This window comes from Streptomyces sporangiiformans (assembly GCF_005768555.2).
Taxonomy (GTDB): domain Bacteria; phylum Actinomycetota; class Actinomycetes; order Streptomycetales; family Streptomycetaceae; genus Streptomyces; species Streptomyces sporangiiformans.
Genome location: NZ_VCHX02000074.1, coordinates 1 through 26,726, shown reverse-complemented (window position 1 = coordinate 26,726; position 26,726 = coordinate 1). Strand labels below are relative to the sequence as shown.

The following is a 26,726-nucleotide window of genomic DNA, read 5'->3' as shown; positions in this document are numbered from 1 at the left end:
CGACGGTTGGCGACTCTATGGCGTGTCGGCGGTCCGCAGCAACACAATCCGCCGGACCCGGCCCGATGTGTCGGCAACGGAACACACCCCTGTCAAGGGCGTAAGGGCGTCGCACGGCAGGTTTGCGGGGTGTGCGAAACGGTCGAAGGGTTACGTTCGAGGCGACTTGAACGAGTCTCGCAAAGTGACTCGACACACATCCGGCCGGACCTTGCGCGACAAGGTCCGGCCGGGCGCGCTTCGTTGACGACTCGTGTTGACGTATCGCCTTTCGCCAGGGGAAAGATGGGCCCGGCGGGTCAGCCGAGCAGGGTCTCCAGCTCGATGTGCTCGACGCCGTGCGCCTCGGCGACCTCGCGGTAAACCACCTTGCCGTCATGGGTGTTGAGGCCCTTGGCGAGCGCGGGGTCCCGGCGCAGCGCCTCGACCCAGCCGCGGTTCGCGAGCTCCACGATGTACGGGAGCGTGGCATTGGTCAGGGCGTACGTCGACGTGTTGGGCACCGCGCCGGGCATGTTGGCGACGCAGTAGAAGACCGAGCCGTGGACCGGGAAGGTCGGCTTGGCGTGGGTGGTCGGACGCGAGTCCTCGAAGCAACCGCCTTGATCAATCGCGATGTCGACAAGGACACTTCCCGGCTTCATTCGCGAGACGAGCTCATTGGTGACCAGCTTCGGAGCCTTGGCACCCGGGATGAGGACGGCGCCGACGACGAGGTCGGCGTCGAGGCAGGCCTTCTCGAGCTCGAAGGCATTGGAGACGACGGTCTGGATCTTCGTACCGAAGATCCTGTCCGCCTCCTTGAGCTTGTTGATGTCGCGGTCGAGCAGGGTCACATGGAAGCCCATACCGATGGCGATCTGCGCCGCGTTCCAGCCGGAGACGCCGCCGCCGATGACGACGGCCCGGCCGGCCGCGACGCCCGGGACACCGCCGGGCAGTACTCCCCGGCCACCGTTCGCGCGCATCAGGTGATAGGCGCCGACCTGCGGGGCGAGACGGCCCGCGACCTCGGACATCGGGGCGAGCAGCGGCAGCGCGCGGCTGGGCAGCTCGACCGTTTCGTACGCGATCGCCGTCGTGCCGGACTCCAGGAGCGCGTCCGTGCACTCCTTGGAGGCGGCCAGGTGCAGGTAGGTGAAGAGGGTCTGGTCCTTGCGGAGGCGGTGGTACTCCTCGGCGATGGGCTCCTTGACCTTCAGCAGCAGGTCGGCGGTGGCCCACACCTCGTCGGCGGTGGCCAGGATCTGCGCACCGGCGGCGACGAACTCGGCGTCCGTGATCGAGGAACCGACGCCGGCGTTCTGCTCGATGACGACCTGGTGGCCGTGACGCACCAGCTCGTGCACGCCGGCGGGGGTGATGGCCACCCGGAACTCGTTGTTCTTGACCTCGCGGGGGATACCGACCTTCACGTCGATCACGGTCCTTGGCTCAGAGGGAGTCTGGGGTCATGTATGTCCTGACAATGTCAGACATACCCGAATGCACGGGAGCGCACCGGGACACTGCGGGAAGGACGCAGCGGAGCCAGTCTAATGAAGGGATTCCCTCTGTCTAGCCTTTCAATGCATCAATCTTCGACGGATGCACTACGGATTTCGTAGGCGCTGGCCCCTTGTTCCCTGGCCGACGCATCTTCCGGAAGCTCATCTCCCAGGATGCGCTCGGCCGCGCGACGGTGCAGTCGGGCCGCCGCCGGGTCGCCGAGCCGTTCCAGGGTGTCGGCGAGCCGGAGCTGCAGTGCGGCCCACAGGCGTACGTCCTCGGCGCGGTGCGCCCACTCGACCGCCTCCTGGCAGGTGCGCAGCGACTCCTCCGGCCGCCCCGCGTACTCCTGCACCCGGGCCAGCTCGCTCAACGACCTTGCCTGGGCGGCCACATCGCCGACCCGGCGGTAGCCCATGGCCGCCGAGCGCCAGTTGCGCAGTGCGTCGTCGTAGCGGCCCGCGTGGGTGTGCGCGGTGGCGATGCGGCCGTACAGCCGGGCGACGTCCACCCGCTCGTCCCGCGTGAGCCGATGCGCCAGCGCCCGCCCGTACCAGTCGGCGGCCCGGTCGTGGTCCCCCAGCTCCTGATAGGCGCCGCCCACGGATTCCATCGCTCGGCCGGTCGCGTACGGATCCCGTGCCTCACGCCCGGCGTCGAGCGCTGCCCGGTAGCGGGCGAGCGCGACCGTCGTACGGCCGGTCCGGGCGTCCAGATCGGCGAGGTTCAGCAGCGCGGCGGCCTTCTCACGCGGCAGCTTCCGCCGCTCGGCGACGTCGAGGACGAGCCGGTGGATGCCGTACAGCTCTGGCGCCGCCGCCTGCGTACCGAAGTGGGCGACCATCGCCCGCACCAGCGCGGACATGAGGCGGCGGGCCAGGGTGTCCAACTCCCCGTCGGCGACCGCGAGCCGGGCGGAGGCCAGCAGCGCGGGCTGTCGGACGCGCAGCCAGTCGGCGGCCGCGCGGGGGCTCGGAAAGCGCAGGGCGCGGGGCATCCCGGCAAGCTTCTCGCGGGCGGGTGAACTGTCGGTCTCGGTGATCGCGCGGCAGGACGCCAGCAGCCGTACGGTCCGCTCCAGCATCCGGGCGCGCGCCAGCCGCAGGTCGGCCGGGCGGTCCTCGCTCTCGCTGAGCGAGCGCAAGAGCGGCAGCAGACAGCCGGGCACCTCGTACTGCGCGAACGGCGCCTCGACGGGCCGTACGAAGCCGCGCCCGGCGAGGTCGCCCAGCGTGGTGTGCGCGGTCTCCACCGCGCAGCCGACGAGCGCGGAGGCGGTGTGCGCGTCAACCAGGCCCGCAGGGGCGAGCGAGAGCAGGCGCAGCATCTGTGCGGCCGCCGACGGGAGTTCGGCGTACGCGACGCGGAAGGCACGGTCGAGCGCCGGGCCCTCCTCGCCCTCGGTACGCAGTTTCTTGGCGAGGTCGGCGACGGCCGCCTTGGGCCGGTGGGACAGCCAGCTGCCTACGAGTTCGAGCGCGGCGGGCTGGGCCGCGCAGATCTCGACGAGTCCCTCGGCCGCACGCGGGTCGACGGTGATGCGCACCGAGCCGGTGTACCGGCCGAGGAGTTCGACGGCGGACTTGGTGTCCAGTCCGCCCAGGGTGCAGGGCCGGACGTCGGAGATCCCGGTCAGGGGCCCGCCGGCGACGGCGACGACCAGGCACCCCGGGGTGTCGGGGATGAGCGCGTCGACCTGTTGCGCGTCCGCCGCGTCGTCGAGCAGGAGCAGCACCCGGCGGGTGGCGAGGGCCTCGCGCAGCTCCTCGGTGAGGTCGTCCTCGGCGGCTCCGGCCGGGGCGGTCAGCTCCAGGGCGGCGAGCAGTTCGCGGGCGGTGCGCTCGGTGGGGACGGGCGTGCCGTCGGGCTCGGTGAGGCGCGCCCGGAGGACACCGTCCGGGTAGCTGTCGGCGACCTCTCGTACGAGCTCTTCTGCGAGCGCGGTACGGCCCGAGCCGGGTTTGCCGGCGATGAGCAGCACGCGCGCGCGGGGCGGCTTGCGGCCCGCGAGGGTGTCCAGGCCGGCGCGCTCGATGTCTGCCTGGAGTTCCTTCAACTCTCTTGTGCGGCCGAGGAACTGGTTCTTCGTGAGAGCGGACTCGGCTGCCGGGCGCTGCCCCTTCGCCGTCACCTTCGGGCCGCCGGTGCCCACCGCCTGATCCGTCACGGGCCACACTCCCGTCCCACTGCGCGCAAGCCCGCCGGGACTCCGGCCGGGGCGTTTCCAGAGCCTAGTTCACGCTCTGCGACGTTCCCGGTGGAGCGCGGCGGGCACATCCCCCGATCGGATCAGGCGATCGTCACATCGATGGCGCGAAGGAGTGCATCCGGCCTCGCGACCGGCACCGTCAGGCCTCGAAGGGCCGCGCGGGCCAGGGCGCCTCGGCGGGGCGCAGCGCGTCGAGGCCGTCGCCGCTGCGGGCCGCGATCAGTGAAAGGACGCCCACGACGAGGCAGTTGTTGTGCAGCTCACCGGCGAGGACTCCGCGGACGAGCTCCTCGGCCGGGACCCGCGCGAGCTCCATGTCGGCCTCTTCGTGCTCGACCTCGAAGCGCCGTCCGTCGGCCTCGGACAGATCCCGGGCGAGGAAGATGCGTACGGCCTCGTCGCAGCCGCCCGGCGTCGTGTACACGTCGGTGAGTACGCGCCAGTCCTCCGCCTTGACGTGGGCCTCTTCGTACAGCTCGCGCTGGGCGGCGTGCAGCGGGTTCTCGCCGGGGATGTCGAGCAGGCCGGCGGGGATCTCCCAGAGCTTCTGGCGTACGGGATGCCGGTACTGGCGGATGACGAGGACACGGTCCTGGTCATCGAGGGCGAGGACGGCCACCGAGCCGGGGTGGACCTGGTAGTCGCGGCGGACGACCGTTCCGTCGGGCATCACCACGTCCTCGGCGCGCACGGACGTCTTGTTGCCCGTGAACGGGGTCTCGGTCGCCCTGACCTCCCACTCCTCGGCGGTGTCCTTGATGGTCATGTCGACTTGTCCTCCCACGCACACGTGAAAAACCGGGGCACGCACCACAAGAGTTGCGCGCCCCGGCCACCGTACAACCGTCTGTGACCTGCCCGGCTACTTACCCGCCTTGCGCTCCACCGCGGCCTTCACCAGACCGGCGAACAGCGGGTGCGGACGGGTCGGGCGCGAGCGCAGTTCGGGGTGGGCCTGGGTCGCGACGAGGTAAGGGTGGACCTCGCGCGGGTATTCCACGTACTCCACGAGCTTGCCGTCCGGGGACGTGCCGGAGAACAGCAGACCGGCCTTCTTCTCCAGCTCGGCGCGGTAGGCGTTGTTCACCTCGTAGCGGTGGCGGTGGCGCTCCTCGACGTACTCCTTGCCGCCGTACACCTCGCGCACGATCGAGCCCTCGGCGAGCTTGGCGGGGTACATGCCCAGGCGCATCGTTCCGCCCATGTCGCCCTCGCCGGCGACGATGTCGAGCTGCTCGGCCATGGTGGAGATGACCGGGTGGGCGGTGGCGGCGTCGAACTCCGTGGAGTTGGCGTCCGGGATGTCGGCGAGGTTCCGCGCGGCGTCGATCACGATGCACTGCAGGCCCAGGCACAGGCCGAGCAGCGGGATCTTGTTCTCCCGGGCGTACTGGATCGCGCCGACCTTGCCGGAGACACCGCGGTCGCCGAATCCGCCGGGAATGCAGATCGCGTCGACGTCGGAGAGCTGCTGGGCCGCGCCCGCGGGGGTCTTGCAGTCGTCCGAGGTGACCCACTTGATCTTCACGCGGGCCTTGTTGGCGAAGCCGCCCGCACGCAGCGCCTCGGTCACGGAGAGGTAGGCGTCGGGCAGGTCGATGTACTTGCCGACCAGCGCGAGGTTGATCTCGTGCTGGGGGTTGTGGACCCGGTCGAGCAGGTCGTCCCAGATCGTCCAGTCCACGTCACGGAAGGGGAGGTCCAGCTTGCGGACGACGTACGCGTCCAGACCCTCGGTGTGCAGGACCTTCGGGATGTCGTAGATCGACTTGGCGTCGATGGCCGCGACCACGGCCGCCTCGTCGACGTCGCACATCAGCGAGATCTTGCGCTTGATCGCGGTCGGCACATCACGGTCGGCGCGCAGCACGATCGCATCCGGCTGAATACCGATGTTGCGCAGAGCCGCAACCGAGTGCTGCGTCGGCTTCGTCTTCAACTCTCCCGACGGACCGATGTAGGGAAGGAGCGAGATGTGCACGACGAACACGTTGTCGCGGCCGACCTCGTGACGGACCTGGCGGACGGTCTCCAGGAACGGCAGCGACTCGATGTCGCCGACCGTACCGCCGACCTCCGTGATCACGACATCGACGTCCTCCGCGGCCAGCCGGCGGATACGGTGCTTGATCTCGTTGGTGATGTGCGGGATGACCTGCACGGTGTCGCCCAGATACTCGCCGCGCCGCTCCTTGGCGATCACCGAGGAGTAGACCTGCCCGGTGGTGACATTGGCGGAGCCGTCCAGGTCGACGTCGAGGAAGCGCTCGTAGTGCCCGATGTCGAGGTCGGTCTCGGCGCCGTCGTTGGTGACGAAGACCTCACCGTGCTGGAAGGGGTTCATCGTGCCGGGATCGACGTTCAGATACGGGTCGAGCTTCTGCATCGTGACCCGCAGGCCCCTGGACTTGAGCAACGCACCCAGGCTGGAGGCGGTAAGACCCTTGCCGAGGGAGGAGGCGACACCCCCGGTGACGAAGATGTGCTTGGTCGTCAGGGATTTGGGCGGCATGGCCAAGAGGGGGCTCCCGTGGTCGCGGTCTGGAGTGCGATTCGGCCGCCTGACCCGGAGATCTCCGGAGGTGCCGTCGCTGCGGTTCCGGGGACCCCTCTGTCGTTTTTCCCAACGGGGGGCGCCCACCGGTCCACGGGCTACCAGGGTATCAGCGACCGGGCGAGACCGCTTCCGGCCACGCTCCGCGCACGAGCCGACACAGACCACGGTCGTGCTCACTCGTTCAGTGCAATCGCGTTCTCGGGAGGGGCGCGCGGATCATCTGCGTGCGTCGTATCCTGCTCGGACACTCGCTGCCGAGCGGCCGGCAAACGGCACCACCCCGCCCGTAATCCCGGAACAAGAGCTCGTCAGTTCGTTTCGCAACGACATTCACTGCAACCATGGGCGTTACGGAACGACACTTGTTCACACGAACCCTTGACCGCAAGAGCGACCGCCCCTCGGGGGGCGACGTGGCCGTTCGACTGGAGTTGCACGTGGCCGGGCGCATCGAAGATTACGCACTCATCGGAGACATGCAGACCGCAGCACTGGTCTGCCGGGACGGCACGGTGGACTGGCTGTGCCTGCCCCGCTTCGACTCCCACGCGATCTTCGCGGGACTGCTCGGCACGGAGGAACACGGCTTCTGGCGGCTGGGCCCAGCACACGGTGCGGACGCCACGCCGCCCAGAGCGTCCCGGCGCTGCTACCGCGGCGACTCCCTCGTCCTGGAATCCGAGTGGGACACCCCCCGCGGCACGGTCCGCGTGACGGATTTCATGCCCCCTCGTGACGGCGCCCCCCAGGTGGTGCGGATCGTCGAGGGCGTCACGGGCCGCGTTCCCATGCGCTCGGCGCTGCGGATGCGTTTCTCGTACGGACGTATCGTGCCTTGGGTGCACAAGGTCGACGGGCGGACGGTGGCTGTCGCCGGGCCCGACTCCGTGTGGTTGGACACATCTGCCGAGACCTACGGCAAGGCACTGACCACCTACGCGGACTTCACGGTGGCGCCGGGTGACCGGATCGCGTTCACCATCTCGTGGCAGCCCTCGCACAAGGCGCCCCCCGCGCTGCCGGAGCCGGAGCAGGCGCTGGAGGCCACGGAGGACTTCTGGCGCGAGTGGGTGGAGCAGTGCACGTACCACGGGCCCTACCGGGAGGCCGTGGTCCGCTCCCTGATCACCCTGAAGGCGCTGACGTACGCGCCGACGGGCGGCATCGTCGCCGCGCCCACGACCTCCCTCCCGGAGGAGATCGGCGGTGTCCGCAACTGGGACTACCGCTACACCTGGCTGCGTGACGCGGCGATCACCCTCTCCTCCCTGCTGCGCACCGGCTACCGCGAAGAGGCGCGCGCCTGGCGCGAGTGGCTGCTGCGCGCGGTCGCCGGTGACCCGGAGAACCTGCAGATCATGTACGGCATCGCCGGTGAGCGGGAGCTGGGCGAGGCGGAGCTGGACTGGCTGCCGGGGTACGAGGACTCGGGGCCCGTGCGCGTGGGCAACGGCGCCGCGCACCAGCTCCAGCTGGATGTGTACGGCGAGGTCACCGAGGCCCTGCACCTGGCGCACATGACCGGTCTGGCCCGCAGCGACTACGCGTCCCTGCTGCAGCTCAAGCTCATCCGGTACCTGGAGGACCACTGGGACGTTCCGGACGAGGGCATCTGGGAGGTGCGAGGGCCGCGCCGGCACTTCGTGCACTCCAAGGTGATGGCCTGGGTCGCCGTCGACCGCACCATAAAGCTCATCGAGTCCGGCGACGCGGACGGGCCGCTGGAGAAGTGGCGCGAGCTGCGCGACGACATCCATCGGGACGTGTGTGAGAAGGGTTACGACAAGGAGCGCAACACCTTCACGCAGTCTTACGGCTCCAAGGAGCTGGACGCCTCGCTGCTGCTGATCCCGCAGATGGGCTTCCTGCCGCCCGACGACAAGCGCGTGATCGGCACGATCGAGGCCATTCAGCGGGAGCTGTCGACCCCGGACGGCTTCATCATGCGCTACCCCACCGCCGGTGAGGACGCGGGCGTGGACGGCCTGGAGGGCGACGAAGGGGCGTTCCTGGCCTGCTCGTTCTGGCTCGCCGACGACCTCGCGATGATCGGCCGCGTGGACGAGGCCCGCAAGCTCTTCGAGAAGCTGCTCGCCCTGCGCAACGACCTCGGGCTGCTGGCCGAGGAGTGGGATCCGCGCCTGCAGCGGCAGGTCGGGAACTTCCCGCAGGCGTTCAGCCACGTGCCGCTGATCGACACGGCACTGCGGCTGACGGCTTCGGGCGCGTACGGCGGCTGACCGCGGAACGGGTGCGTGGCGGCGTGTGGCTGTGATGTCAGCCACACGCCGCGGCGGGCGACATCGGCGAGCGATGCCGGCGGGCGCCGCCTGACCGCGCCCGATCCACCGCCCGCACTTAGTGTGGGAGGTACGCAAACACCCCTTCCCGGAAGGGGGTTGCCATGGCTTCCCCTTCGAAGGCGGGCACAGCTCTGGCCGCGCTGCGTGAGGATCTGACCGGAGACGTCTTCGCCCCCGACGATCCGGGTTACGACGAGGCCCGGACGGTCTTCAACTCGATGATCGACCGGCGGCCTGCCGTGATCGCGCAGTGCGCGCACGAGGCCGACGTCGTCAGGGCGGTGCGCTTCGCCCGCGATCTGGACCTGAAGATCGCGGTCCGCGGCGGCGGTCACAGCGTGGCGGGTATGGCCCTCAACGACGGCGGTCTGGTCGTCGACCTGCGCCGGATGCACGCGGTGACGGTCCGTCCCGGGGCCGCCTCGTCGGTACGGGTCGAGGGCGGCGCCACCATGAGCCACATGGACCGCGCCACCCAGCCGTACCGCCTGGCCACGACCGGCGGCCGGGCCTCGACCACCGGGGTCGGCGGCTTTGTACTGGGCGGCGGAAGCGGCTGGCTGGAGCGGAAGTTCGGGCTCGCCGTCGACAACCTGCTCGGCGTCGACCTGGTGACCGCCGACGGCACGACGGTGCGCGCCAGCGCCGAGGAGAACCCCGAGCTCTTCTGGGCCCTGCACGGCGGCGGCGGAAACTTCGGCATCGCCACCTCGCTGACCCTGCAGCTGCACGAGCTGCCCGAGTTCTCCCTCGCCTTCGTGCTGTTCCGGCCGGAGTCCGGCCCGGAGGTCATGCGCGTCTACCGGGAGATCATCGCGACCGGACCGCCGGAGGTGGGCGGCGGCGTGCTCTGTCTGTCGGGGCCGCCCGAGAAGTTCGTCCCCGAGCACTTGGTGGGCACACTCATCTGCGCGGCCGTCGTCACGTACGCGGGCGGTGAGGAGAGTCTGCGCGAAGTCGCCCAGCCGCTGCTGGCGCTGCCGCACGAGGCCGGGATCGTCGGCGCCATGCCGTACGCGGACGTCCAGTGCATGATCGACGATCCGCCGGGCCTGCGGAACTACTGGTCGGCCGAGTCTCTGACGGGCCTGCCCGACGAACTCGTGGACGTCTTCTGCGCCCGCGCGGCCACCGTGCCCGTGCCCACGGGGTGCCGGCACGTTCTGTTCCCGCTGGGCGCGGCGGTCGCCTCGGGACCCGCCGAGTTCCCGGTGCCCTACCGGGAGGCGCCGTGGCTCGTGCATCCCTTCGGGATCTGGGAGGACCCGGCGGACGACGAGCGCTGCCTGCGGTGGGTACGGAAGGCACGGGCCGACGTCCGGCCGTGGACCACCGGCGCGGTCTACCTCAACTTCATCGGGGACGAGGGCACGGACCGGGTGTCGGCGGGTCTCGGCCCCGAGAACACCCTGCGTCTGGCCATGGTGAAGGCCCAGTACGACCCGGACAACGTGTTCCGCTTCAACCACAACATCGTTCCCGCGTAGCCGCGCAGTCGCCCCAGCGGCGGTAGCGTCCGCCTCATGAACAGCGGTATCGACACGTCGGACCCACGCGGTGGCGGGATCACCGTGCAGCGGGCCCTGGAGCTGCCCGGGCTGCGCGGCGGTCTGCCGGAGGTACTGGCGGGCGCCGACCGGCTGGGGCGCAGCGTGCGCTGGGTGCACGCGGGTGAGGTGCCGCACATCGCCTCGCTGCTCAAGGGCGGTGAACTGCTGCTGACGACGGGGTACGGGCTCGGCACCCGCCCGGCCGAGCAGCGGGCCTTCGTCCGCACCCTCGCCGAGCGCGGGATCGCGGCGCTCGTCGTGGAGCTCGGGCCGCGCTTCACCCGGCTGCCCGCGGCGCTCGTGGACACGGCACGGGCCGCCGGTCTGCCGCTGGTCCAACTGCACCGCGAGGTGCCGTTCGTGGCGGTCACGGAGGAAGTGCACACCGAGATCGTCAACGGCCACTACGCACTGCTTCAGCAGGCCGAGGAGGTGCACCGGCGCTGTACGGAGGCACTGCTCGGCGGTGGCGGGATCCCCCAGGTCCTCGGCATTCTGGCCGACTTCAGCGGCAACCCGGTGTTCCTGGAGACGGCGGACGAGCAGCTCCTGTACGCGGCCGGGGCCGGGCCCGCCGGGGCGGATCCGCTCCAGGTGTGGGAAGGCCTGCGCGGCCGGCACAAGGACGAGCCGCCCTCAGGATCGGTCCTCGTGGACGTGCCCGGCGGCGGGCCCGGCACCGGCTCGGTCCGGGCCCGGCTGGTGCTGCTGCCCGTCAGCGCTCCGCTCGAGCCCGTGCACCGGATCGCGGCGGAGCGGACCGCGGGCGTTCTCGCCGTGGTCCTGATGCAGGCGCGGCAGGAGGAGGAGCTGGCGGCGCGCGGCCGCGGCGACTTCCTCACCGATCTCGCCGAGGGCCGCATCACGGCCGAGGACGCACCCGCGCAGGCCCGCGTACTCGGCTTCAAACCGGGCCGCAGCCCGCTGCTGCCGGTGGTGATGCGGCTCGCCGACGGGCCGTCCCCCACAGGGGGTGGCGGAGGCTGGGCGGTCCTGGCGCGCGCGGTCGCCGAGGAGCTGGCCTCGGTCGGCGTGCCGGTCCTGGTGGGCGTACGTCCCGTCGAGGGCCGTGTACCGCTGCTCCTGGGCCTGCGCTCGGAGTCCGAACGCCCGGCCGTCGCGGACCGGGTCGCGGCGGCGCTGCGGGCCGGTGTGGAGCGTGCGGGCATGCGGAGGCCCGGGGCGCAGCCGCCGGTGGTGGTGGTCGGCGTCCCCGGCGGCTGGGCGGCGGCGTCGGCGAGTCTGCGGCACGCGGCCGAGACGGCCACGGCGGCGCAGGGACTGTCCGACCGCCCTTGGTACGACGCCCGGCGTCTGGACACGGACCTGTTGCTGTGGCGTCTGAGGGACCACCCCGACCTCGCCGCCTTCGTGGACCGCGCGATCGGCCCTCTCCGGGACCACGACAACCGCTCCAAGCCGCCGCTCCTGCCCACCCTGGAGACGTACTTGGCGCATGCCGGCCGCAAGGCGGAGACGGCGCGCGAGCTGCACCTCAACCGGCAGACGCTCTACAACCGGCTCGCCCGGATCGGGGAGCTGCTGGGGACGGACCTGGACGACCCCCAGACGGTGCTGGCGCTGAGCCTGGCGCTCCGGGCGCGCAGGTTCGTACCGTGACCGTGCGATCCGCTACTGAAGCGGCAGAGGTTTCGTCAGCTCGTCGTACACGCTCAGGACTTGAGCGACCGTCTCGTCCTCGGTCGGCCAGGTCGCGGCCTGGCGCGTGCCCTTGTCCCGCAGGAGCTCACGCCGTGCCGGATCCGCGAGGAGGCGTACGACGGCTTCGGCGAGCGCTTCCGCGTCTTTGTGGGGAACGAGCTCGGCCGCGTCGCCGACCAGTTCCGCAATGCCCTCCACGGTGGCCGCGACGAGCGGCACGCGCGCGTGGAGCGCTTCTTGGGCGAGCACGGAGCGAGATTCCCGGCTGCCGGGCAGCAGCGCGAGATCGGCGGCCGCCAGCAGTTCGCCGATGTCGTCGCGCCGGCCGATCAGGCGGACGGGCAGCCCTTCGTCCTCGATACGCCGCTGGAGTTCTCCACGCAGCGGACCTTCCCCGGCGATCACCAGCAGCGGCAAAGTGTCCAGTTGCCGCCACGCGCGCGCGGCGTCCAGCAGCGTGTCGTACCCCCGGTACCGGTCGAGGGCGCCGACGGCCATGAGCAACGGCCGGTCGGTGGCGCCGAGTTCGGCCCGGGCCTTGGCACGCGACCGGTCGCGGTCCTCGCTTCCGTCGGCGGGCCGGCGATGCCCCGGGAGCGCCACCGCGGCCAGCCGCGCGTCCCGCGCACCGCTGCGGCGGGCCAGGTCCACGAGTTCGGACGACGACCCGAGGACGACCGACGCGGCCTTCGCGACACGTCGCTCCAGGAGGCGCACCAGACGCGCCCGCGCACCTTCGGCGCGCGAGCGGGAGTGCCAGGTCACGACGAACGGGAGGCTCCGCCCGCCGAGCGCCACTGCCGTGCGCAGCGCGGCATGGAGGCCGTGCGCGTGCACGAGGTCGACGTCGACGCAGGCCGCCCGCAGCGCGGCCACGGAAGCCGGGTCACTGCGCCGTGGCACGGACACGTGCTGGGCACCCACACCGGTGAAGTCGTACGTCCGGTCGGCCGCGGCCGGGGCGCACACGGTCACGCGCACTCCCCGGGCGACGAGCCCCGACGCCAGCGAGCGCACATGCGCGCTGCTGCCCACGCTGCCGCCGCCGAGCACTTGCACGGTACGCAGCGGCGGCTGTCCGTGCGGCGAGTGGCTGCTCACGGGCATCACGTGGCCGGGGCTCCTGGTTCGGCATCGGGCGGTCACGAAGAAAAGTACAGAGGGGGCGGGCAGTGGGGGTGTACCGCGCGTGGTCCCGCTTCCAAGGATGCCAGGCCGCGCAGGTGTTCCGGGACCATCGGAGGGTCGCTGCGGTGGTGGTCGGGTTGGTGCGGTGACGTTGATCACTCTCACGGTCACTCACATGGGTGAAAAGACGGGCATGTTCGGGGCGAGATGTTCGATAACTGTTCGAGCGCTGGGGCCGGAGATCTTCCGGTTCCGGTTCACGCCCTCTTCCCGCGCCCCGACGAACGTGCCACGTCGCTGACCTCGTCGCCGTACACCGCCGCCGCCACCAGGGCCGCCGCGTGCGCGAGGAGACCCGCACGGCCGTTGCCGACGGCGATGGCGGCGCCGAGCGTGGCCCCGAGGGCGTGGGCTCCCGTGTCGCCGATCATCGCGCGCTCACCGAGGTCGTCCGGGAGCACAGCCAGCGCAGCCCCCGCGGCCACGGCGGACAACTCCCCCGCCCGGCCTTCCCGCAGCAGCCCGGGCGCCGCCAGGGCGAGCACGGCACCGGCGGCCCTCCCCGGGCGGACATCCACGAGATTGACGAAGTGCGCGCTCCCCGCGATCACGACACCCGCGAGCAGCCTGTCCACGGGCCGCTCCCTGAGCAGCGTGCCCGCGACGAGGCCGGCGGCCGAGATCCCGAACAACTTGACCGACCCGCTGGTGAACTCACCGTCGCGCAAGGCGGAAAGGTGCGCCCGGAATCCTCGTCGGGGGTCATCGGCCCCCGCGACGTCGTCGTACGCCCCGCACGCCCCGGCCGCGAGCACCGCGAACCCTGCGGCGGGACGGACCCGCCCGCTCCCGAGGGCGGCCGCCAGTGCGGCGGCGGGCCCGGCATACAACTCGACGGTCCGGCCGGCGTAGTTCTCGCGCGTCCAACGGTCGTGACAGCGCGGGGGCCTGGCGCGCAGAGCCGTGATTCCGGCGCGCGTCGCCACGGCGGCGAGGCCGAACGCGATGCTCCTGCTCGCGATGCTCCTGCTCAGGGGGGCGCTCATGCCGCCACCACAAGGACCAAGCGGAGCTAGCCGTCCCCTCGAGCCGTCGCCAGCAGTTCCTCCGCATGGGCCCGAGCCGTCTGAGAGTCCTCCTGGCCCGCCAGCATGCGGGACAGTTCGCGAATGCGTTCCTCGCCCTCCAGGACCTTCACACCGGACCGGGTGACCGAACCGTCGTTGGTCTTCTCGACGAGCAACTGCCGGTCGGCGAAGGCGGCGACCTGGGGCAGGTGGGTGACGACGACGACCTGCGCGGTCTTGGCGAGGCGTGCGAGCCGGCGGCCGATCTCGACCGCGGCCTTGCCGCCGACGCCCGCGTCGACCTCGTCGAAGAGGTACGTGGGCACCGGATCCGTACCCGCGAAGACGACCTCGACCGCGAGCATGACGCGGGACAGCTCACCGCCGGACGCGCCCTTGGCGATGGGCCGTGGCGGTGCGCCCGGGTGGGGCGCGAGGAGCAGCTCGACCTCGTCGGCACCGGCCGGTCCGTACGCCACCGCACGGCCGCCCACCTCGACGCCTTCGGCGTCCTCCGTTTGCCGGATCTCGAACGACACGCGCGCGTGCGGCATGGCGAGCGAGGCGAGTTCGGCGGTCACCGCCGCGGCGAACCGCGCCGCCGCCTCCTCCCGCGCGTCCGTCAGTGCCTGGGCCAGTCCACCCAGTTCGGCCCGCAGCGCGTCCCGCTCCGCGGTGAGTTCGCCGATCCGGTCGTCGTCGCCGTCCAGCTCCGTGAGCCGCGCGGCGCTCTGCTCGGCCCAGGCCAGTACGGCGCCCACGTCCTCGCCGTACTTGCGCGTCAGCGCGGTGAGCGCGGCGCGCCGTTCCTCGACCGCCGCGAGCCGCAGCGGATCGGCGTCGAGGTCGTCGGCGTACCCCGCCAGCTCCCCCGCCACATCGCCCAGCAGAATCCCGATCTCCCCGATCCGGTCGGCGAGCGCGGCGAGCGCGGAGTCGTGCGAGCGCACCGCTTCCAGGGCACGGTGCGCGCCCGCGACGAGCGTCGCGGCGTCGATGCCCTCGGGGTCCTCGGGGTTGCCGGCGACGGCCGCGTGCGCCGCCGTGGCGGCGGAGGCGAGCGCCTCCGCGTGCCCGAGCCGCTCGGCCTCGGCCGCTAGCTCCACGTCCTCGCCCGAGCGCGGCTCCACCGCCGCGATCTCGTCGAGCCCGAAGCGCAGCATGTCGGCTTCCTGGGCGCGTTCACGCGCGCGTGTGGTGATCTCGTCCAGCTCGGTCGAGATGGCGCGCAGCCGGCGGTAGGCGCTCGCGTACTTGGCGAGCGGCACCGCGACCGCATCGCCCGCGTACCGGTCGAGCGCCTGCCGTTGCCGGGACAGCTTGAGCAGACCCTGCTGGTCGGTCTGGCCGTGCACGGCGACCAGTTCGTCGGCGAGGTCCGCGAGCATCCCGACGGGCACGGAACGTCCGCCCAGATGTGCCCGCGAGCGTCCCTCGGCGGAGACGGTACGGCTGATCAGCAGCGCTCCGTCGTCGAGTTCGGCTCCGGCCTCCTCGGCCCGCAGGACGGCGGAGGTGCCGTCGGGCAAGGCGATCCGGCCCTCCACGACCGCGTTCTTGGCGCCGATTCGTACGAGGGCGGCGTCCGCGCGCCCGCCCAGCAACAGCCCCAGGCTGGTGACCACCATCGTCTTGCCCGCGCCGGTCTCACCGGTCACGGCGGTGAAGCCGGGCGACAGCTCGACGACCGCGTCGTCGATGACTCCGAGCGACCGTATCCGCATCTCCTCCAACACGGACACGACCTTACGAGGTCACGGGCCCGGTGTGCGACGGCCCCTGCCCTCGTTCCACGAAGGCGCAGGTGGTGGGAGTCCGGTGTGAGGCCCTGTTCACCCTCGGGGGTGGGGTTTTCCTCAGCTTGATCCTGCGGCGCCCCTCATGGTGGGAGATCCGCCTCTCGCACCAGTCTGGACACATGAGGACGGGACTGGCCCAGGCGGCTCTGCGGGCGCACCGCCCCGCGTTCGTGGGCACGGCGGCCGCCGCGCTCTTCGCGGCGACGGTGGTGAGCGCGGCGACGTCGGTGCTCATGGCGACGAGCGCGGCACATACGGATGAGCTCTCCGCGCACGCCCGCGGACAGCTCAGGAGCAGCGGCGTCGGTGACATGGCCGCGGTCCTGCTGATCGGCTCCGTCTACATGTCGATTTTCGTGGTCGTCTCGACGATGGGCACGGCCGTGGCGCAGCAGCACCGCGAGCTGGCGATGGTCCGCTCGATCGGCGCGAAGCCCCGGCAGGTGAGGCGTGCTGTGGCGGGCCAGGCGCTGGCGGCCTCGGTCCCGGCGGCTCTGCTCGGCTGCGTGCTCGGCGGCTTCCTGGCCCGCGTGTGGTGCGCGGGCATGACCGCACACGGCCTGCTGCCGCGCGAGATCGAGTTCAGCCCCAGCCTGCTCGCGCTGCCGGTCTGCCTGGGCGTGGCCGTGGTGACCTCCACCCTCGCGGCCGCACTCTCCGCGCTGCGGTTCTCGCTGCTGCGTCCCGCCGCGGCGCTGAGCGAGGCGGCGGCGGGCCGACGCCGCCTCGGCATCCTGCGGGCCCCGCTCGGCCTGATCGCGGTCACGGGCGCCTGCGTGCTGTCCGTGCTGTTGTCGCGCGCGTCGGCGGAGGGCGAGTCGGCGGACGAGGCGGGTCAGGGCGCGTTCGTGGTGCTCATCCTGTTCTGCGTCGGGGTGGGTCTCCTCGGGCCCCGGATCGTCGGCCCGGCGGCCCGCCTCGTCTCCGCGCTCGTCGGCCGTTTCGGCGCCACCGCACGGCTGGCCATGCTCAACGTCCGTTCGCAGCCGAGGCGTTTCTCGGCCGCGGTGGTGCCCCTCGTCCTCGTCGTGGGCTTCGGCCTGACGAAGATCGCGTCGCGCACCACGGCCGAGCACCGCAAGGGCTCGGCAGGCAGCCCCGGCGAGGTCTGGCTGGACTACGCGGGCACCGCCCTGTACGCGGGATTCGCCGCGATCGCCGCCGCGAACACCCTCTCGATGATCTCATTCGAGCGCCGCCGGGACATCGCGCTGCTGCGTGTCATCGGCGCCCAGGCCCGCCAGGTCCGTGCGATGGCGGCCTGGGAGGCGGTCGTGGTCGCCGGCACAGCCCTGCTGCTGGGCGGGGCGACAGCCCTCATCACCCTCGCACCGATCCTCGACGCGGCCTTCGGCTCCCCGGTGCCGTACATACCGTGGACGGTGCTCGCCGGCATCGGATCGGGCACCCTGCTCCTCACGCTCCTCGCCACCGGGCTCCCGGTGCGATCGGTCGTGCGACGCCGAGCCATCTCGGTGGTCGGCGCCACATGACGTACGTGATTCGGCGAGGACGGGCTAGTGCGGCGCCCCCCGCCAACCCGCCACGGGCAGTGCGAACTTGGCGACGAGCCGGTCGGTGAACGACGCGTGGTGCAGCCGCGCGAGCCGTACCGGTACGGCCCCACGGCGCACCTCCACCCGTGCCCCCGGGGGGAGTTCGAGCGTGCGCCGGCCGTCGCACCACAGCACCCCGTGCGGTGTGTGCTGCTGGACCTCCACGGCGAGCACCGAGTCCGGCGAGGTCACCAGCGGCTTGGCGAACAGGGCGTGCGCGCTGATGGGCACCATGAGCAGCGCCTCGACCTCCGGCCACACCACGGGACCGCCGGCGGAGAAGGCGTACGCCGTCGATCCGGTGGGAGTCGCGCAGACGATGCCGTCGCAGCCGAAGCCGGTCACGGGCCGTCCGTCGATCTCCAGGATCACCTCGAGGAGCCGCTCGGCGGAGACCTTCTGTACGGCGGCCTCGTTGAGCGCCCAGTCGGTGTGTACGACATCGCCGTTGCTGTGCACGACGACGTCGACGGTCATGCGCTCCTCGACCTCATAGGCCCTCGTGACCACCCGGTCGACGACCTTGTCGAGGTCGTCGCGCTCGGCCTCCGCGAGGAAGCCGACGCGTCCGAGGTTGACGCCGAGCATCGGGACACCGGAGGCGCGGGCGAACTCCGCGCCGCGCAACAGCGTGCCGTCACCACCCAGCACGATCAGCAGCTCGCACCCGTCGAGGCACTCGGGAGTCGCCTCCTTGACGAGCTCCACCGTCTCAGGCAGCGGAAGATCGGCCGCCTCGGCCTCGAGCACCCGCACGCCGAGCCCGGAGCGGAGCAGCCCCTGGACGACGAGTTCGGCGCTGCGGATGGCCGCGGGCCGTCCGGTGTGGGCGAGCAGGAAAACAGTACGAGCTCGGGTCTGTGTCAACGCGGCCCCTCCGCCACTGCGCGGTCAACATCGGCCGGGTCCAGAGCGGGTGCTCCGGCACGCAGCCACAGAAAGTACTCGACATTCCCCGAGGGCCCGGGCAGCGGGCTGGCGGTGACGCCCTTCACCCCGAGACCGAGCTCCCGGGCGTGCCCGGCCACACCGCGCACGGCCTCGGCCCGCAGGTCGGGGCTGCGTACGACACCGCCGCTGCCCAGCCGCTCCCTGCCCACCTCGAACTGCGGCTTGACCATCATCACCAGGTCGGCATCGGGCGCCGCGCACCGCACGAGGGCGGGCAGCACCAGACCGAGCGGGATGAAGGACAAGTCTCCGACAATGAGATCCACCGGCTCCCCATCAATCTCCTCCAACGTCAACTCGCGTACGTTCTTACGGTCCTTGACGGTGACCCGTTCATCACTTTGGAGAGACCAGGCCAGCTGCCCGTAGCCGACGTCGACGGCGACGACATGGGCGGCTCCCGCACGCAGCAGTACGTCGGTGAAACCGCCGGTCGAGGCGCCCGCGTCCAGGGCCCGCCGTCCCTTGATCCCGAGGCCGAGCGGAACGAACGCTTCCAGCGCCCCGGCGAGCTTGTGGCCGCCGCGCGAGACGTACTCGGGGTCACTGTCGTCCGCGGTGACCACGATGGCCGCGGCCGTCTCCACCTGGGTGGCGGACTTGGTCGCGAGAGTCTTGCCGACGGTGACCCGCCCGGCGGCGATCAGCTGGCCGGCGTGCTCGCGCGAGCGGGCGAGCTTCCGGCGGACCAGCTCCGCGTCGAGGCGGCGGCGTGCCACTCCTGCCACGTTCGGTTCAGCTCCTGTTGTTCATGCTGTGCGGTCCGGGCGGGCGTCGAGCGCGGTCAGCGCGTCACGCAGCCCCCTGTGCACATCTTCGTACACTTCGACGTGCCCGTCGGCGGCGAGGTGGTCGGCATCGGCCAGGCGGTCGAGCTGGGCGTCCACGTCGGCGTTCCCGGTGGGGGTACGCGGCACGTTCAGCGGGGCGGGGGCGGCGGGGTCATGGCTGGGCCCGGCTTCGGGTCCGGCCTCGGCTCCGGTCTCGGATTCGGCCTCGGATTCGGATGCGGATGCGGGCGAGGGCACGGACTCGACCGGAACGTCAGCCTCCGTACTGAAGGCGTTCGCCTCCGAGCCCGTCATGGAGTCGCTCATGCCCCCGACGCTACCGCGAAGCTCTGGGGTACCGTCGGTCGCGATGGCGACCATTGAGGAGTGCCGCAGCGCACTCGACAAGCTTTCGGAGAACATGGCCGGCGCGGACGGCGACGTGCGCAGCGCCGCCGCCCTGGACCGATCGTTGAGCTGCCACATCACCGACCTCGACCTCACTTTCGTCGGCCGTCTTCAGGACGGCCGGATCGAGGTGCTCGACACGGTGCAGGGCCCTCCGCCGGACAAGGCGGAGATCCGGCTCACCATGGCCGGCGACGACCTGGTCGCCTTGGTGAACGGCGAGCTGCATTTCGCGAAGGCGTGGGGCTCGGGCCGCGTCAGACTCGAAGCGGGCCTACGGGACCTGATCCGACTCAGGAAGCTGCTCTGACCAGGCATTTCCGGCTCAGAACCCCTTCGCCGCATTCACCGCATCCTTCACATCGCCCCCATCCCTCACATCCCTCGCTTCCGTCGTGCTCGACGTATCCGCCACGCCGACCGCCGGGGCCACCCGCGTCTGCCGCGCCGCCGGCACCACCAGCGGCGTACCCGTCTCCGGGTCGTCGATGACCTGGCAGCGCAGCCCGAAGACCTCCTCGACGAGCTCGGCCGTGACGATGTCCGACGGCGCGCCCTCGGCGATCACGGAACCGTCACGCAGGGCTATGAGGTGGGTGGCGTACCGGGCGGCGTGATTGAGGTCGTGCAACACGGCGACCAGCGTCCGGCCCTGCTGCTCGTGCAGTTCGGCACACAGGTCGAGTACGTCGATCTGGTGCTGGATGTCGAGATACGTGGTCGGCTCGTCGAGCAGCAGCAACGGGGTCTGCTGGGCGAGCGCCATGGCGATCCAGACGCGCTGACGCTGGCCGCCGGAGAGTTCGTCGACGTAGCGGTCGGCCAGTTCGGCGACCCCGGTCGAGGACATCGACTCCCGTACGATCCGCTCGTCCTCGGACGACCACTGCCGCAGCAGCCCCTGGTGCGGGTAGCGTCCGCGGCCCACCAGGTCACCGACGGTGATTCCGTCGGGCGCGATCGACGACTGCGGCAGCAGCCCGAGCGTCCTGGCCACCTTCTTCGCGGGCATCGACTGGATGACCTGACCGTCCAGCAGCACCCGGCCCTGGTTCGGCTTCAGCATCCGGGACAGCGCGCGCAGCAGCGTGGACTTGCCGCAGGCGTTCGGGCCGACGATCACGGTGAAGGAGTTGTCGGGGATCTCCACCGACAGATGCTCGGCGATGACGCGCTGGTCGTAGGCGAGGGTGACGTTCTCGGCGGACAGACGGTTCGCGGACGGGTTGTTCGCGGACGTGCGGTTCACAGTGCCAGTGCTCCTCTTGGTGTTCATATCCGGCCCGCCTTGCGCTCGGTGACCAGGAGCCACAGCAGATAGACGCCGCCCAGCACTCCGGTCACCACTCCGACGGGCAGCTGGTCGGCGCCGAATGCCCGCTGCGAGGCCCAGTCCGCGACGATCAGCAGGGTGGCGCCCATGCACATCGCGGCCATCAGGTTCGGTCCCGGCGAGCGGGTCAGGCGCCGGGCGAGCTGCGGCGCCGTGAGCGCGACGAAGCTGACCGGTCCCGCGGCGGCCGTGGCGGCGGCGGTGAGCAGCACGGCGGCCAGCATCAGCAGCATCCGCGTCCGCTCGACCCGCACCCCGAGCGCGTACGCGACATCGTCCCCCATCTCCAGCATGCGCAGCCCGCGTGCGTTGCCCAGGACGAGCGGCAGGAGGACGGCGCACAGCCAGAGCAGCGGCCAGACCTGGGGCCAGTCGCGGCCGTTGAGCGAACCGGTCATCCACACGACCGCGCGGGCCGCGTCGACGAGATCGGCCTTGGTGAGCAGATAGCCGTTGACGGCCGTGACGATCGCGGAGACACCGATACCGACCAGGACCAGCCGATAGCCGTGCACACCCCGCTTCCAGGCGAGCACGTAGATGGCGAGCCCGGTCGCCAGTCCGCCGACGAGCGCCCCGACGGTGACCTCGGCCGCGTTCCCCGAGAACAGGACGATCACGGTGAGAGCGCCGGCCGTCGAGCCCTGCCCGAGGCCGAGCACATCCGGACTGCCCAGCGGATTGCGGGAGATGGCCTGGAAGAGCGCGCCACCGAGCCCGAGCGAGGCCCCCACCAGGAGGCCGACCAGGACCCGTGGCAGCCGTAGCTCGTTGACGATGAACTCCTGGCCCGTGTCGCCGTTGCCGAGCAACGACTTGAGGACGTCCCGGGCCGGGATCGGGAAGTCGCCGGTGCCGATCAGTGCGACGCTCGCGGCGAGCGCGGCCACCAGCAGCAGGGCGACGACCGTGAACGAGCGCACGTCGAAACGGACCGACAGCCCGCCGCGGGCACGGACGGTCCGGGCGCGGAACGGCCGGGCGGAACTGTCCTGGCTGCGTGGAGCCTCGTCGCGTACGTCCTCGTCGCGTACGTCCTCGTCGCGTACGGCCTTCTTGCGCGGGGTCTTGTTGTCTGCGGCCTTCACAGCTGCGCCGTCCTCCGCCGTCGTACGAGAAAGATGAAGACCGGGCCGCCCAGGATCGCCGTGACGATGCCGACCTGCAGCTCGGCGGGCCGCGCGACCATCCGGCCGATGATGTCGGCGCCGAGCAGCAGCACCGGCGAGAGCACGGTGGCGTACGGCAGGATCCAGCGCAGATCGGGCCCGGTGAAGGAGCGCACGAGATGCGGGATCATCAGCCCGACGAACACGATCGGCCCGCATGCGGCGGTCGCGGCCCCGCACAGCAGGGTCGCGGCCGTCATGGCCAGCGCGCGGGTGCGGCCCAGATGCGCGCCCAGCGCGCGGGCGGTGTCGTCGCCCATGGCCATGGCGTTCAGCGGCCGGGCGAGGGCCAGCGCCAGGACCGTACCGACCACGAGGAAGGGCAGCACCTGCTCGATGGTCTTGTCGGTGGCCGAGGACAGCGAACCGACCGTCCAGAAGCGCATCTTGCCGAGCGCCGCATCGTCCATGATCATCACGGCCTGCAGATAGCCGTAGAGCGCGGCGCTGATCGCGGTGCCCGCGAGTGCGAGCCGCACCGGCGTCGCGCCCCGGCTGCCGCCGAGGACGTACACCAGCGCCCCGACCACGGCGGCGCCCGCGAAGGCGAACCACACATAGCCGCTCAGCGAGGTGACGCCGAAGTAGGTGATGGCGGTGACGACCGCCGCGGACGCGCCCGCGTTGATGCCGAGCAGTCCGGGGTCGGCCAGCGGATTGCGGGTGAGCGCCTGGAGGACCGCCCCGGAGAGGCCGAGGGCGGCGCCGACGAGCAGTCCGAGGACGGTACGCGACAGGCGCTCGCTCACCACGACGTCGCCGTACGTGCCCGAGTCCTGGAACAGGCCGTGCCAGACCTGCCCCAGGGACAGCTCTTTCGCGCCGATGGCAATACTCGCCAGCGCGACGAGCACCAGCACGGCCACGGACACGAGGAGCCCAGCTGCCCGTATGGCCCGGCGGGTTGGGGGCGCGGCGGCGGTCTCCGCGCTTGGATCGGGGGGACTGTCGACCAACACCCAGTTAGGTTAGCCTACCCTCCCCTCCGGCTTCGATCCGGAGGGGAGGCAGGCCTTCAAAGCCCCAGCCGCGCCAGCGCCTTGCCCCCGTCCAGACCGCAAGTCCCGTCCCCCGCCGCCGTCCAGGCGGCGCCACACAGCGCCCGCAGCCCGTCGAGCGCCCCGCCGTCCCCCTCCAGCTCCAGCTGCTCGCGCCCCGCCACGGCGGTCCATCCGCCGCAGCGGAATCCGTCGCCCTCCGCGACGACCTCGGGCTGTCCGGTCAACATCCCCCGCAGATCGGCGTCCACGTACGTCGGCCGGTGCTCCGGCGGCGCGGCAAGCAGCTGCGCGCCGTCCGTCACCCCCGTCAGCACCAGCAGCGAGTCCACCTCGCCGTTGAACGCCCCCTCGATGTCCGTGTCGAGCCGGTCCCCGACCACCAGCGGCCGCACCGCCCCGGTGCGCAGAATCGTCTCCCGGTGCATCGGCGGCAGCGGCTTGCCGGCCACCTGCGGCTCGGCGCCCGTCGCGATCCGTACGACCTCGACGGCCGCCCCGTTGCCGGGAGCGATCCCCCGCGCGCTCGGAATCGTGAGGTCGGTGTTGGAGGCGAACCACGGCACTCCGCGCGCGATGGCGTAGCAGGCCTCCGCGAAGCGCCCCCACGGCAGCTCCGGCCCTCCGTACCCCTGCACCACCGCCACCGGCTCGTCCTCGGCCGACTCGACGGGCTCGAGTCCACGCTCACGCAGCGCCACCCGCAGCCCGTCCCCGCCGATCACCAGCACCCGCGCCCCTGCGGGCACCTGCTCGCTGATCAGCCGGGCAACGGCCTGCGCCGAGGTGATGACATCCGACTCCTCGGTCGGTACCCCCAGCTCCGTGAGGTGCGCGGCCACGGTGTCGGGCGTCCGCAGCGCGTTGTTCGTGACGTACGCGAGATGCATTCCGCCCGCACGGGCCGTGCCGAGCGACTCCACGGCGTACGCGATCGCGCTCCCCCCTGCGTACACCACCCCGTCCAGGTCGAGCAGCGCCGTGTCGTACGCCTCGCTCAAGGGCCGCTCACTGCCCGCGGGCCGCGTCCTCACGGTCTGGCTCATTGCGCATCGCTCCTCGTTCGATCCCATTCCCCCGATCATCCCGCATGCCGCTGGCACACTTACGATGCATCAATGAACACTGCAGGTCCCGCCGACGTACCGGCTCGCATGGGCCTTGATCTGACCCCGTTCCGGGGTCTGCGCTACGACCCCGACCGGGTCGGCAGCCTCTCCGCCGTGACATCCCCGCCGTACGACGTGGTCGTGCGGCCCGACGGACTGCACCACCTCGAGTCAGCTGATCCGCACAACATCGTCCGCCTGATCCTCCCCCAGGCCGCCACCCCCACCGCCCGCAACAAGCAGGCGGCGGTCACCCTGCACCGCTGGCTGGCCGAGGGCGTCCTGGTCACCGACCCCGAACCGGGCCTGTACGTCTACGAGCAGCGAGACGGCGACGGCATGCTGCAGCGCGGCGTCATAGGCGCCCTGCGCCTTTCCGAGCCGGCGGAGGGCGTGGTCCTGCCGCACGAGGACGTGATGCCGCACGTGGTCGCGGACCGCGCGGACCTGATGCGCGCCACGTCCGCGAACCTCGAGCCCCTCCTCCTGACCTACCGCGGCGACGGCTCCGCCACCGGCACGACCGCCGTCATCGAGCGCACCCTCCAGCATCCGCCCCTGCTGCGCACCACCACGGAGGACGGCTTCAGCCACCGTCTGTGGTCGGTGACCCACCCCGCGGACCTGGCCGCGATCCGGGCGGACCTGGCCGGCCACCAGGCCCTCATCGCCGACGGCCACCACCGCTGGGCGACATATCTGCGCCTGCGCACCGAACACCCCTCCCCCAGCGCCTGGGACTTCGGCCTGGTGCTCCTGGTCGACACCGTGCGCTACCCGCTCCGCGTCCGAGCGATCCACCGCCTCCTGCACCGCATCTCCGTACCCGACGCTCTCAGCGCCCTCGGGGACTCCTTCCGCATACGCCGCGTCGACGGCCCTCTCTCCGAGGCGATGGAAGTCCTCTCCGTGGCAGCCGCCGAGGGAAACGCCTTCCTTCTCGCCGGCGACGGCGCCTTCCACCTCGTCGACCGCCCCTCCCGGGACCTTCTCGCCCGTACGATTCCGGCCGACCAGCCGGAAGCCTGGCGCACCCTCGACGCGACGGTCCTGCACGCCACGCTCATCGACCACATCTGGCGCGTCCCGGACGTGCCGGAGCACATCGCGTACATCCACGACACGGCCGCCACGGTCGCCAAGGCCGAACGCGACGGCGGCACGGCTGTCCTGATGCACCCGGTCCACGAAGAAGTCGTACGCGACCTGGCGGGCCAAGGGGTCACGATGCCCCGTAAGTCGACGTCGTTCGGCCCGAAACCGGCGACGGGGCTGGTGCTGCGCGCGCTCGACCTCTGAGACGCGGATGAGCGGGATCCCCGGGGGTGTCCCGGAGTATCCCGCTCATCCACTCGTGCGCCGCCTGATGCCGACGTCAGCCGTTCAGGTCGTCCTTCTCGTCAGCGTCGCTGTCGTCGCTGTCGCTGCTACCGCCCTTGTCGTCCTCGGTGTCGGCGTGGGCGTTGGCGTCGGCGTCGGCGTCGACCGACTCGGGTGCCGGAGCCTCGGAAGTCTCCATGTCATCCTCGTCGAGAGCGTCCACGAACTCGACGCCGTCCATCTCCGCGAGCCGGTCCGAGGCGTCCGTGCTGCCGTCCTTGTCGGACTCGACCGCCTTCGCGAACCACTCGCGCGCCTCGTCCTCGCGACCGGCCGCAAGCAGTGCGTCCGCATACGCGTAGCGCAGTCGTGCCGTCCAGGGCTGCACGGAGTTCGAGGCCAGTTCGGGGCTCTGCAACGTCACGATGGCCGCGTCGATCTGGTCCATGTCGCGCCGGGCCCCGGCCGCCACGAGCCGCATCTCGACCTGGCCCGCCTTGTCGAGCTTGTGCACCTCGGGGGCCCCGGCCATGTCGAGGGCCTTCTCGGGCCGCCCAAGACCCCGCTCGCAGTCCGCCATGACGGGCCACAGCTCCACGCTTCCGGTCATCCGCCGCGCGGCCCGGAACTCAGCGAGCGCCTCGCTGTACTTCTGGTTCGCGTACGCCGCGAAACCGGCCGCCTCGCGCACGGCGGCGACCCGCGACGCCAGCCGCAGCGCGACCCTCGAGTAGCCGTACGCGCCCTCGGGATCCTCGTCGATGAGCCTGGCCACCATCACCAGGTTCCTTGCGACATCGTCGGCAAGCCCCTTCGGCAGGCTCTGCAGTTCCTGGCGTACGTCCTTGTCGATCTCGTCACCCGTGACGTCGTCGGGGATGGGGAGCCGCTTGATCGGCTCGCGGTCCCGCTCCCGCTCGTCACGGAAACGCCCGCCTCCCCGGCGGTCATCGCCCCGGCGGTCGTCACGCCGGAAGCCGCCTGGACGGCCACGGCCGTCCTCACGACGCGGCCCACGACCGCCCCGCTCGTCCCGCCCTCGCTCGTCCCGCCCCCGGAAGCCACCACGGCTGTCGTCCCGCCGGAAACCACCACGGTCTCCGCGGTCGCCGTCCCGACGGTCGTCACGGCGCGCGTAGCCGGCACGGTCACCCTGCCGATGGTCATCGCGACGGTCGCCGCCACCACGACTGTCGTCACGACGGAAACCACCACGCTCGCCGCCACCACGACTGTCATCACGGCGGAAGCCGCCACGCTCGCCGCCACCACGACTGTCATCACGGCGGAAGCCGCCACGCTCGCCGCCACCACGACTGTCATCACGACGGAAGCCGCCGCGGTCATCG

At 71.5% G+C, this 26,726-nt stretch carries 22 protein-coding genes; 7 read left to right on the top strand and 15 right to left on the bottom strand.

What is annotated here, in order from left to right; genetic code table 11:
- Window positions 1–299: 299 nt before the first annotated feature.
- The 4 genes from ald to FGD71_RS07520 form a co-directional block, all read right to left on the bottom strand.
- Window positions 300–1,424, bottom strand: a complete 1,125-nt coding sequence (ald, locus tag FGD71_RS07535; protein ID WP_162931057.1) for an alanine dehydrogenase — start codon at window positions 1,422–1,424, stop codon at window positions 300–302.
- 149 nt (window positions 1,425–1,573) lie between these two features.
- Window positions 1,574–3,655 (bottom strand): tetratricopeptide repeat protein, encoded by a 2,082-nt coding sequence (locus FGD71_RS07530; protein WP_119099613.1) that lies wholly within the window; start codon window positions 3,653–3,655, stop codon window positions 1,574–1,576.
- Between the two features lie 181 nt (window positions 3,656–3,836).
- Entirely contained in the window at window positions 3,837–4,463 is a 627-nt protein-coding gene (locus FGD71_RS07525) for an NUDIX domain-containing protein (RefSeq protein WP_119099612.1), read from the bottom strand.
- Window positions 4,464–4,559: 96 nt separating this feature from the next.
- Complete coding sequence (locus FGD71_RS07520; RefSeq protein WP_119099611.1) at window positions 4,560–6,209, bottom strand: CTP synthase; 1,650 nt, start codon at window positions 6,207–6,209, stop codon at window positions 4,560–4,562.
- 482 nt (window positions 6,210–6,691) lie between these two features.
- On the opposite strand from FGD71_RS07520, the gene FGD71_RS07515 reads away from it, so the two are divergent.
- The 3 genes from FGD71_RS07515 (at window position 6,692) to FGD71_RS07505 (ending at window position 11,727) form a co-directional block, all read left to right on the top strand.
- On the top strand, window positions 6,692–8,494 hold the full coding sequence (locus FGD71_RS07515) for a glycoside hydrolase family 15 protein (protein WP_181359139.1): 1,803 nt from the start codon (window positions 6,692–6,694) through the stop codon (window positions 8,492–8,494).
- Window positions 8,495–8,658: 164 nt separating this feature from the next.
- Complete coding sequence (locus tag FGD71_RS07510; RefSeq protein ID WP_119099610.1) at window positions 8,659–10,044, top strand: FAD-binding oxidoreductase; 1,386 nt, start codon at window positions 8,659–8,661, stop codon at window positions 10,042–10,044.
- Window positions 10,045–10,080: 36 nt separating this feature from the next.
- Window positions 10,081–11,727, top strand: a complete 1,647-nt coding sequence (locus FGD71_RS07505; protein ID WP_119099609.1) for a PucR family transcriptional regulator — start codon at window positions 10,081–10,083, stop codon at window positions 11,725–11,727.
- 12 nt (window positions 11,728–11,739) lie between these two features.
- On the opposite strand, the gene FGD71_RS07500 is transcribed toward FGD71_RS07505, so the two are convergent.
- From FGD71_RS07500 to recN, 3 genes are all read right to left on the bottom strand, one after another.
- A complete protein-coding gene (locus tag FGD71_RS07500) occupies window positions 11,740–12,879 on the bottom strand; it encodes a glycosyltransferase family 4 protein (protein ID WP_162931056.1) in 1,140 nt (379 codons plus the stop codon).
- Between the two features lie 275 nt (window positions 12,880–13,154).
- Window positions 13,155–13,943 carry a hypothetical protein gene (locus FGD71_RS07495; protein ID WP_119099608.1) on the bottom strand — a complete coding sequence of 263 codons (789 nt, stop codon included), beginning with the start codon at window positions 13,941–13,943 and terminating at the stop codon, window positions 13,155–13,157.
- 26 nt (window positions 13,944–13,969) lie between these two features.
- Window positions 13,970–15,688, bottom strand: a complete 1,719-nt coding sequence (gene recN / locus FGD71_RS07490; RefSeq protein ID WP_119099607.1) for a DNA repair protein RecN — start codon at window positions 15,686–15,688, stop codon at window positions 13,970–13,972.
- A gap of 194 nt (window positions 15,689–15,882) precedes the next feature.
- On the opposite strand from recN, the gene FGD71_RS07485 reads away from it, so the two are divergent.
- Window positions 15,883–17,256 carry an FtsX-like permease family protein gene (locus FGD71_RS07485; RefSeq protein ID WP_119099606.1) on the top strand — a complete coding sequence of 458 codons (1,374 nt, stop codon included), beginning with the start codon at window positions 15,883–15,885 and terminating at the stop codon, window positions 17,254–17,256.
- A gap of 24 nt (window positions 17,257–17,280) precedes the next feature.
- On the opposite strand, the gene FGD71_RS07480 is transcribed toward FGD71_RS07485, so the two are convergent.
- Genes FGD71_RS07480 through FGD71_RS07470 form a run of 3 tightly spaced genes read right to left on the bottom strand, consistent with a single transcriptional unit; the run spans window position 17,281 to window position 19,355 of the window.
- A complete protein-coding gene (locus FGD71_RS07480; RefSeq protein ID WP_119099605.1) occupies window positions 17,281–18,186 on the bottom strand; it encodes an NAD kinase in 906 nt (301 codons plus the stop codon).
- The gene (locus FGD71_RS07475; protein ID WP_119099604.1) at window positions 18,183–18,998 is read right to left on the bottom strand and encodes a TlyA family RNA methyltransferase; all 816 of its coding nucleotides are present in this window, start codon (window positions 18,996–18,998) and stop codon (window positions 18,183–18,185) included. The genes FGD71_RS07480 and FGD71_RS07475 overlap by 4 nt, the downstream gene beginning before the upstream one ends.
- A 21-nt stretch (window positions 18,999–19,019) precedes the next feature.
- Window positions 19,020–19,355 carry a hypothetical protein gene (locus tag FGD71_RS07470; protein WP_420878253.1) on the bottom strand — a complete coding sequence of 112 codons (336 nt, stop codon included), beginning with the start codon at window positions 19,353–19,355 and terminating at the stop codon, window positions 19,020–19,022.
- Between the two features lie 55 nt (window positions 19,356–19,410).
- On the opposite strand from FGD71_RS07470, the gene FGD71_RS07465 reads away from it, so the two are divergent.
- Entirely contained in the window at window positions 19,411–19,758 is a 348-nt protein-coding gene (locus FGD71_RS07465) for an SCP2 sterol-binding domain-containing protein (RefSeq protein WP_119099603.1), read from the top strand.
- Window positions 19,759–19,773: 15 nt separating this feature from the next.
- Here the strand turns inward: FGD71_RS07465 and FGD71_RS07460 are convergent, their stop codons facing one another.
- The 4 genes from FGD71_RS07460 to FGD71_RS07445 form a co-directional block, all read right to left on the bottom strand.
- On the bottom strand, window positions 19,774–20,724 hold the full coding sequence (locus tag FGD71_RS07460; protein ID WP_240436445.1) for an ABC transporter ATP-binding protein: 951 nt from the start codon (window positions 20,722–20,724) through the stop codon (window positions 19,774–19,776).
- Complete coding sequence (locus FGD71_RS07455; RefSeq protein ID WP_240436447.1) at window positions 20,721–21,722, bottom strand: FecCD family ABC transporter permease; 1,002 nt, start codon at window positions 21,720–21,722, stop codon at window positions 20,721–20,723. The genes FGD71_RS07460 and FGD71_RS07455 overlap by 4 nt, the downstream gene beginning before the upstream one ends.
- Before the next feature lie 143 nt (window positions 21,723–21,865).
- Window positions 21,866–22,909 (bottom strand): FecCD family ABC transporter permease, encoded by a 1,044-nt coding sequence (locus FGD71_RS07450; RefSeq protein WP_119099601.1) that lies wholly within the window; start codon window positions 22,907–22,909, stop codon window positions 21,866–21,868.
- Between the two features lie 56 nt (window positions 22,910–22,965).
- The gene (locus FGD71_RS07445) at window positions 22,966–23,994 is read right to left on the bottom strand and encodes an HAD hydrolase-like protein (protein ID WP_119099600.1); all 1,029 of its coding nucleotides are present in this window, start codon (window positions 23,992–23,994) and stop codon (window positions 22,966–22,968) included.
- A 72-nt stretch (window positions 23,995–24,066) separates the two neighbouring features.
- Between FGD71_RS07445 and FGD71_RS07440 the strand changes: the two genes are divergently transcribed.
- A complete protein-coding gene (locus tag FGD71_RS07440) occupies window positions 24,067–25,356 on the top strand; it encodes a DUF1015 family protein (RefSeq protein WP_119099599.1) in 1,290 nt (429 codons plus the stop codon).
- 76 nt (window positions 25,357–25,432) lie between these two features.
- On the opposite strand, the gene FGD71_RS07435 is transcribed toward FGD71_RS07440, so the two are convergent.
- Window positions 25,433–26,272, bottom strand: a complete 840-nt coding sequence (locus tag FGD71_RS07435) for a tetratricopeptide repeat protein (RefSeq protein ID WP_240436446.1) — start codon at window positions 26,270–26,272, stop codon at window positions 25,433–25,435.
- Between the two features lie 264 nt (window positions 26,273–26,536).
- On the opposite strand from FGD71_RS07435, the gene FGD71_RS47285 reads away from it, so the two are divergent.
- The coding region (locus tag FGD71_RS47285) for a hypothetical protein (RefSeq protein WP_181359140.1) at window positions 26,537–26,726 on the top strand (190 nt) is incomplete at its 3' end.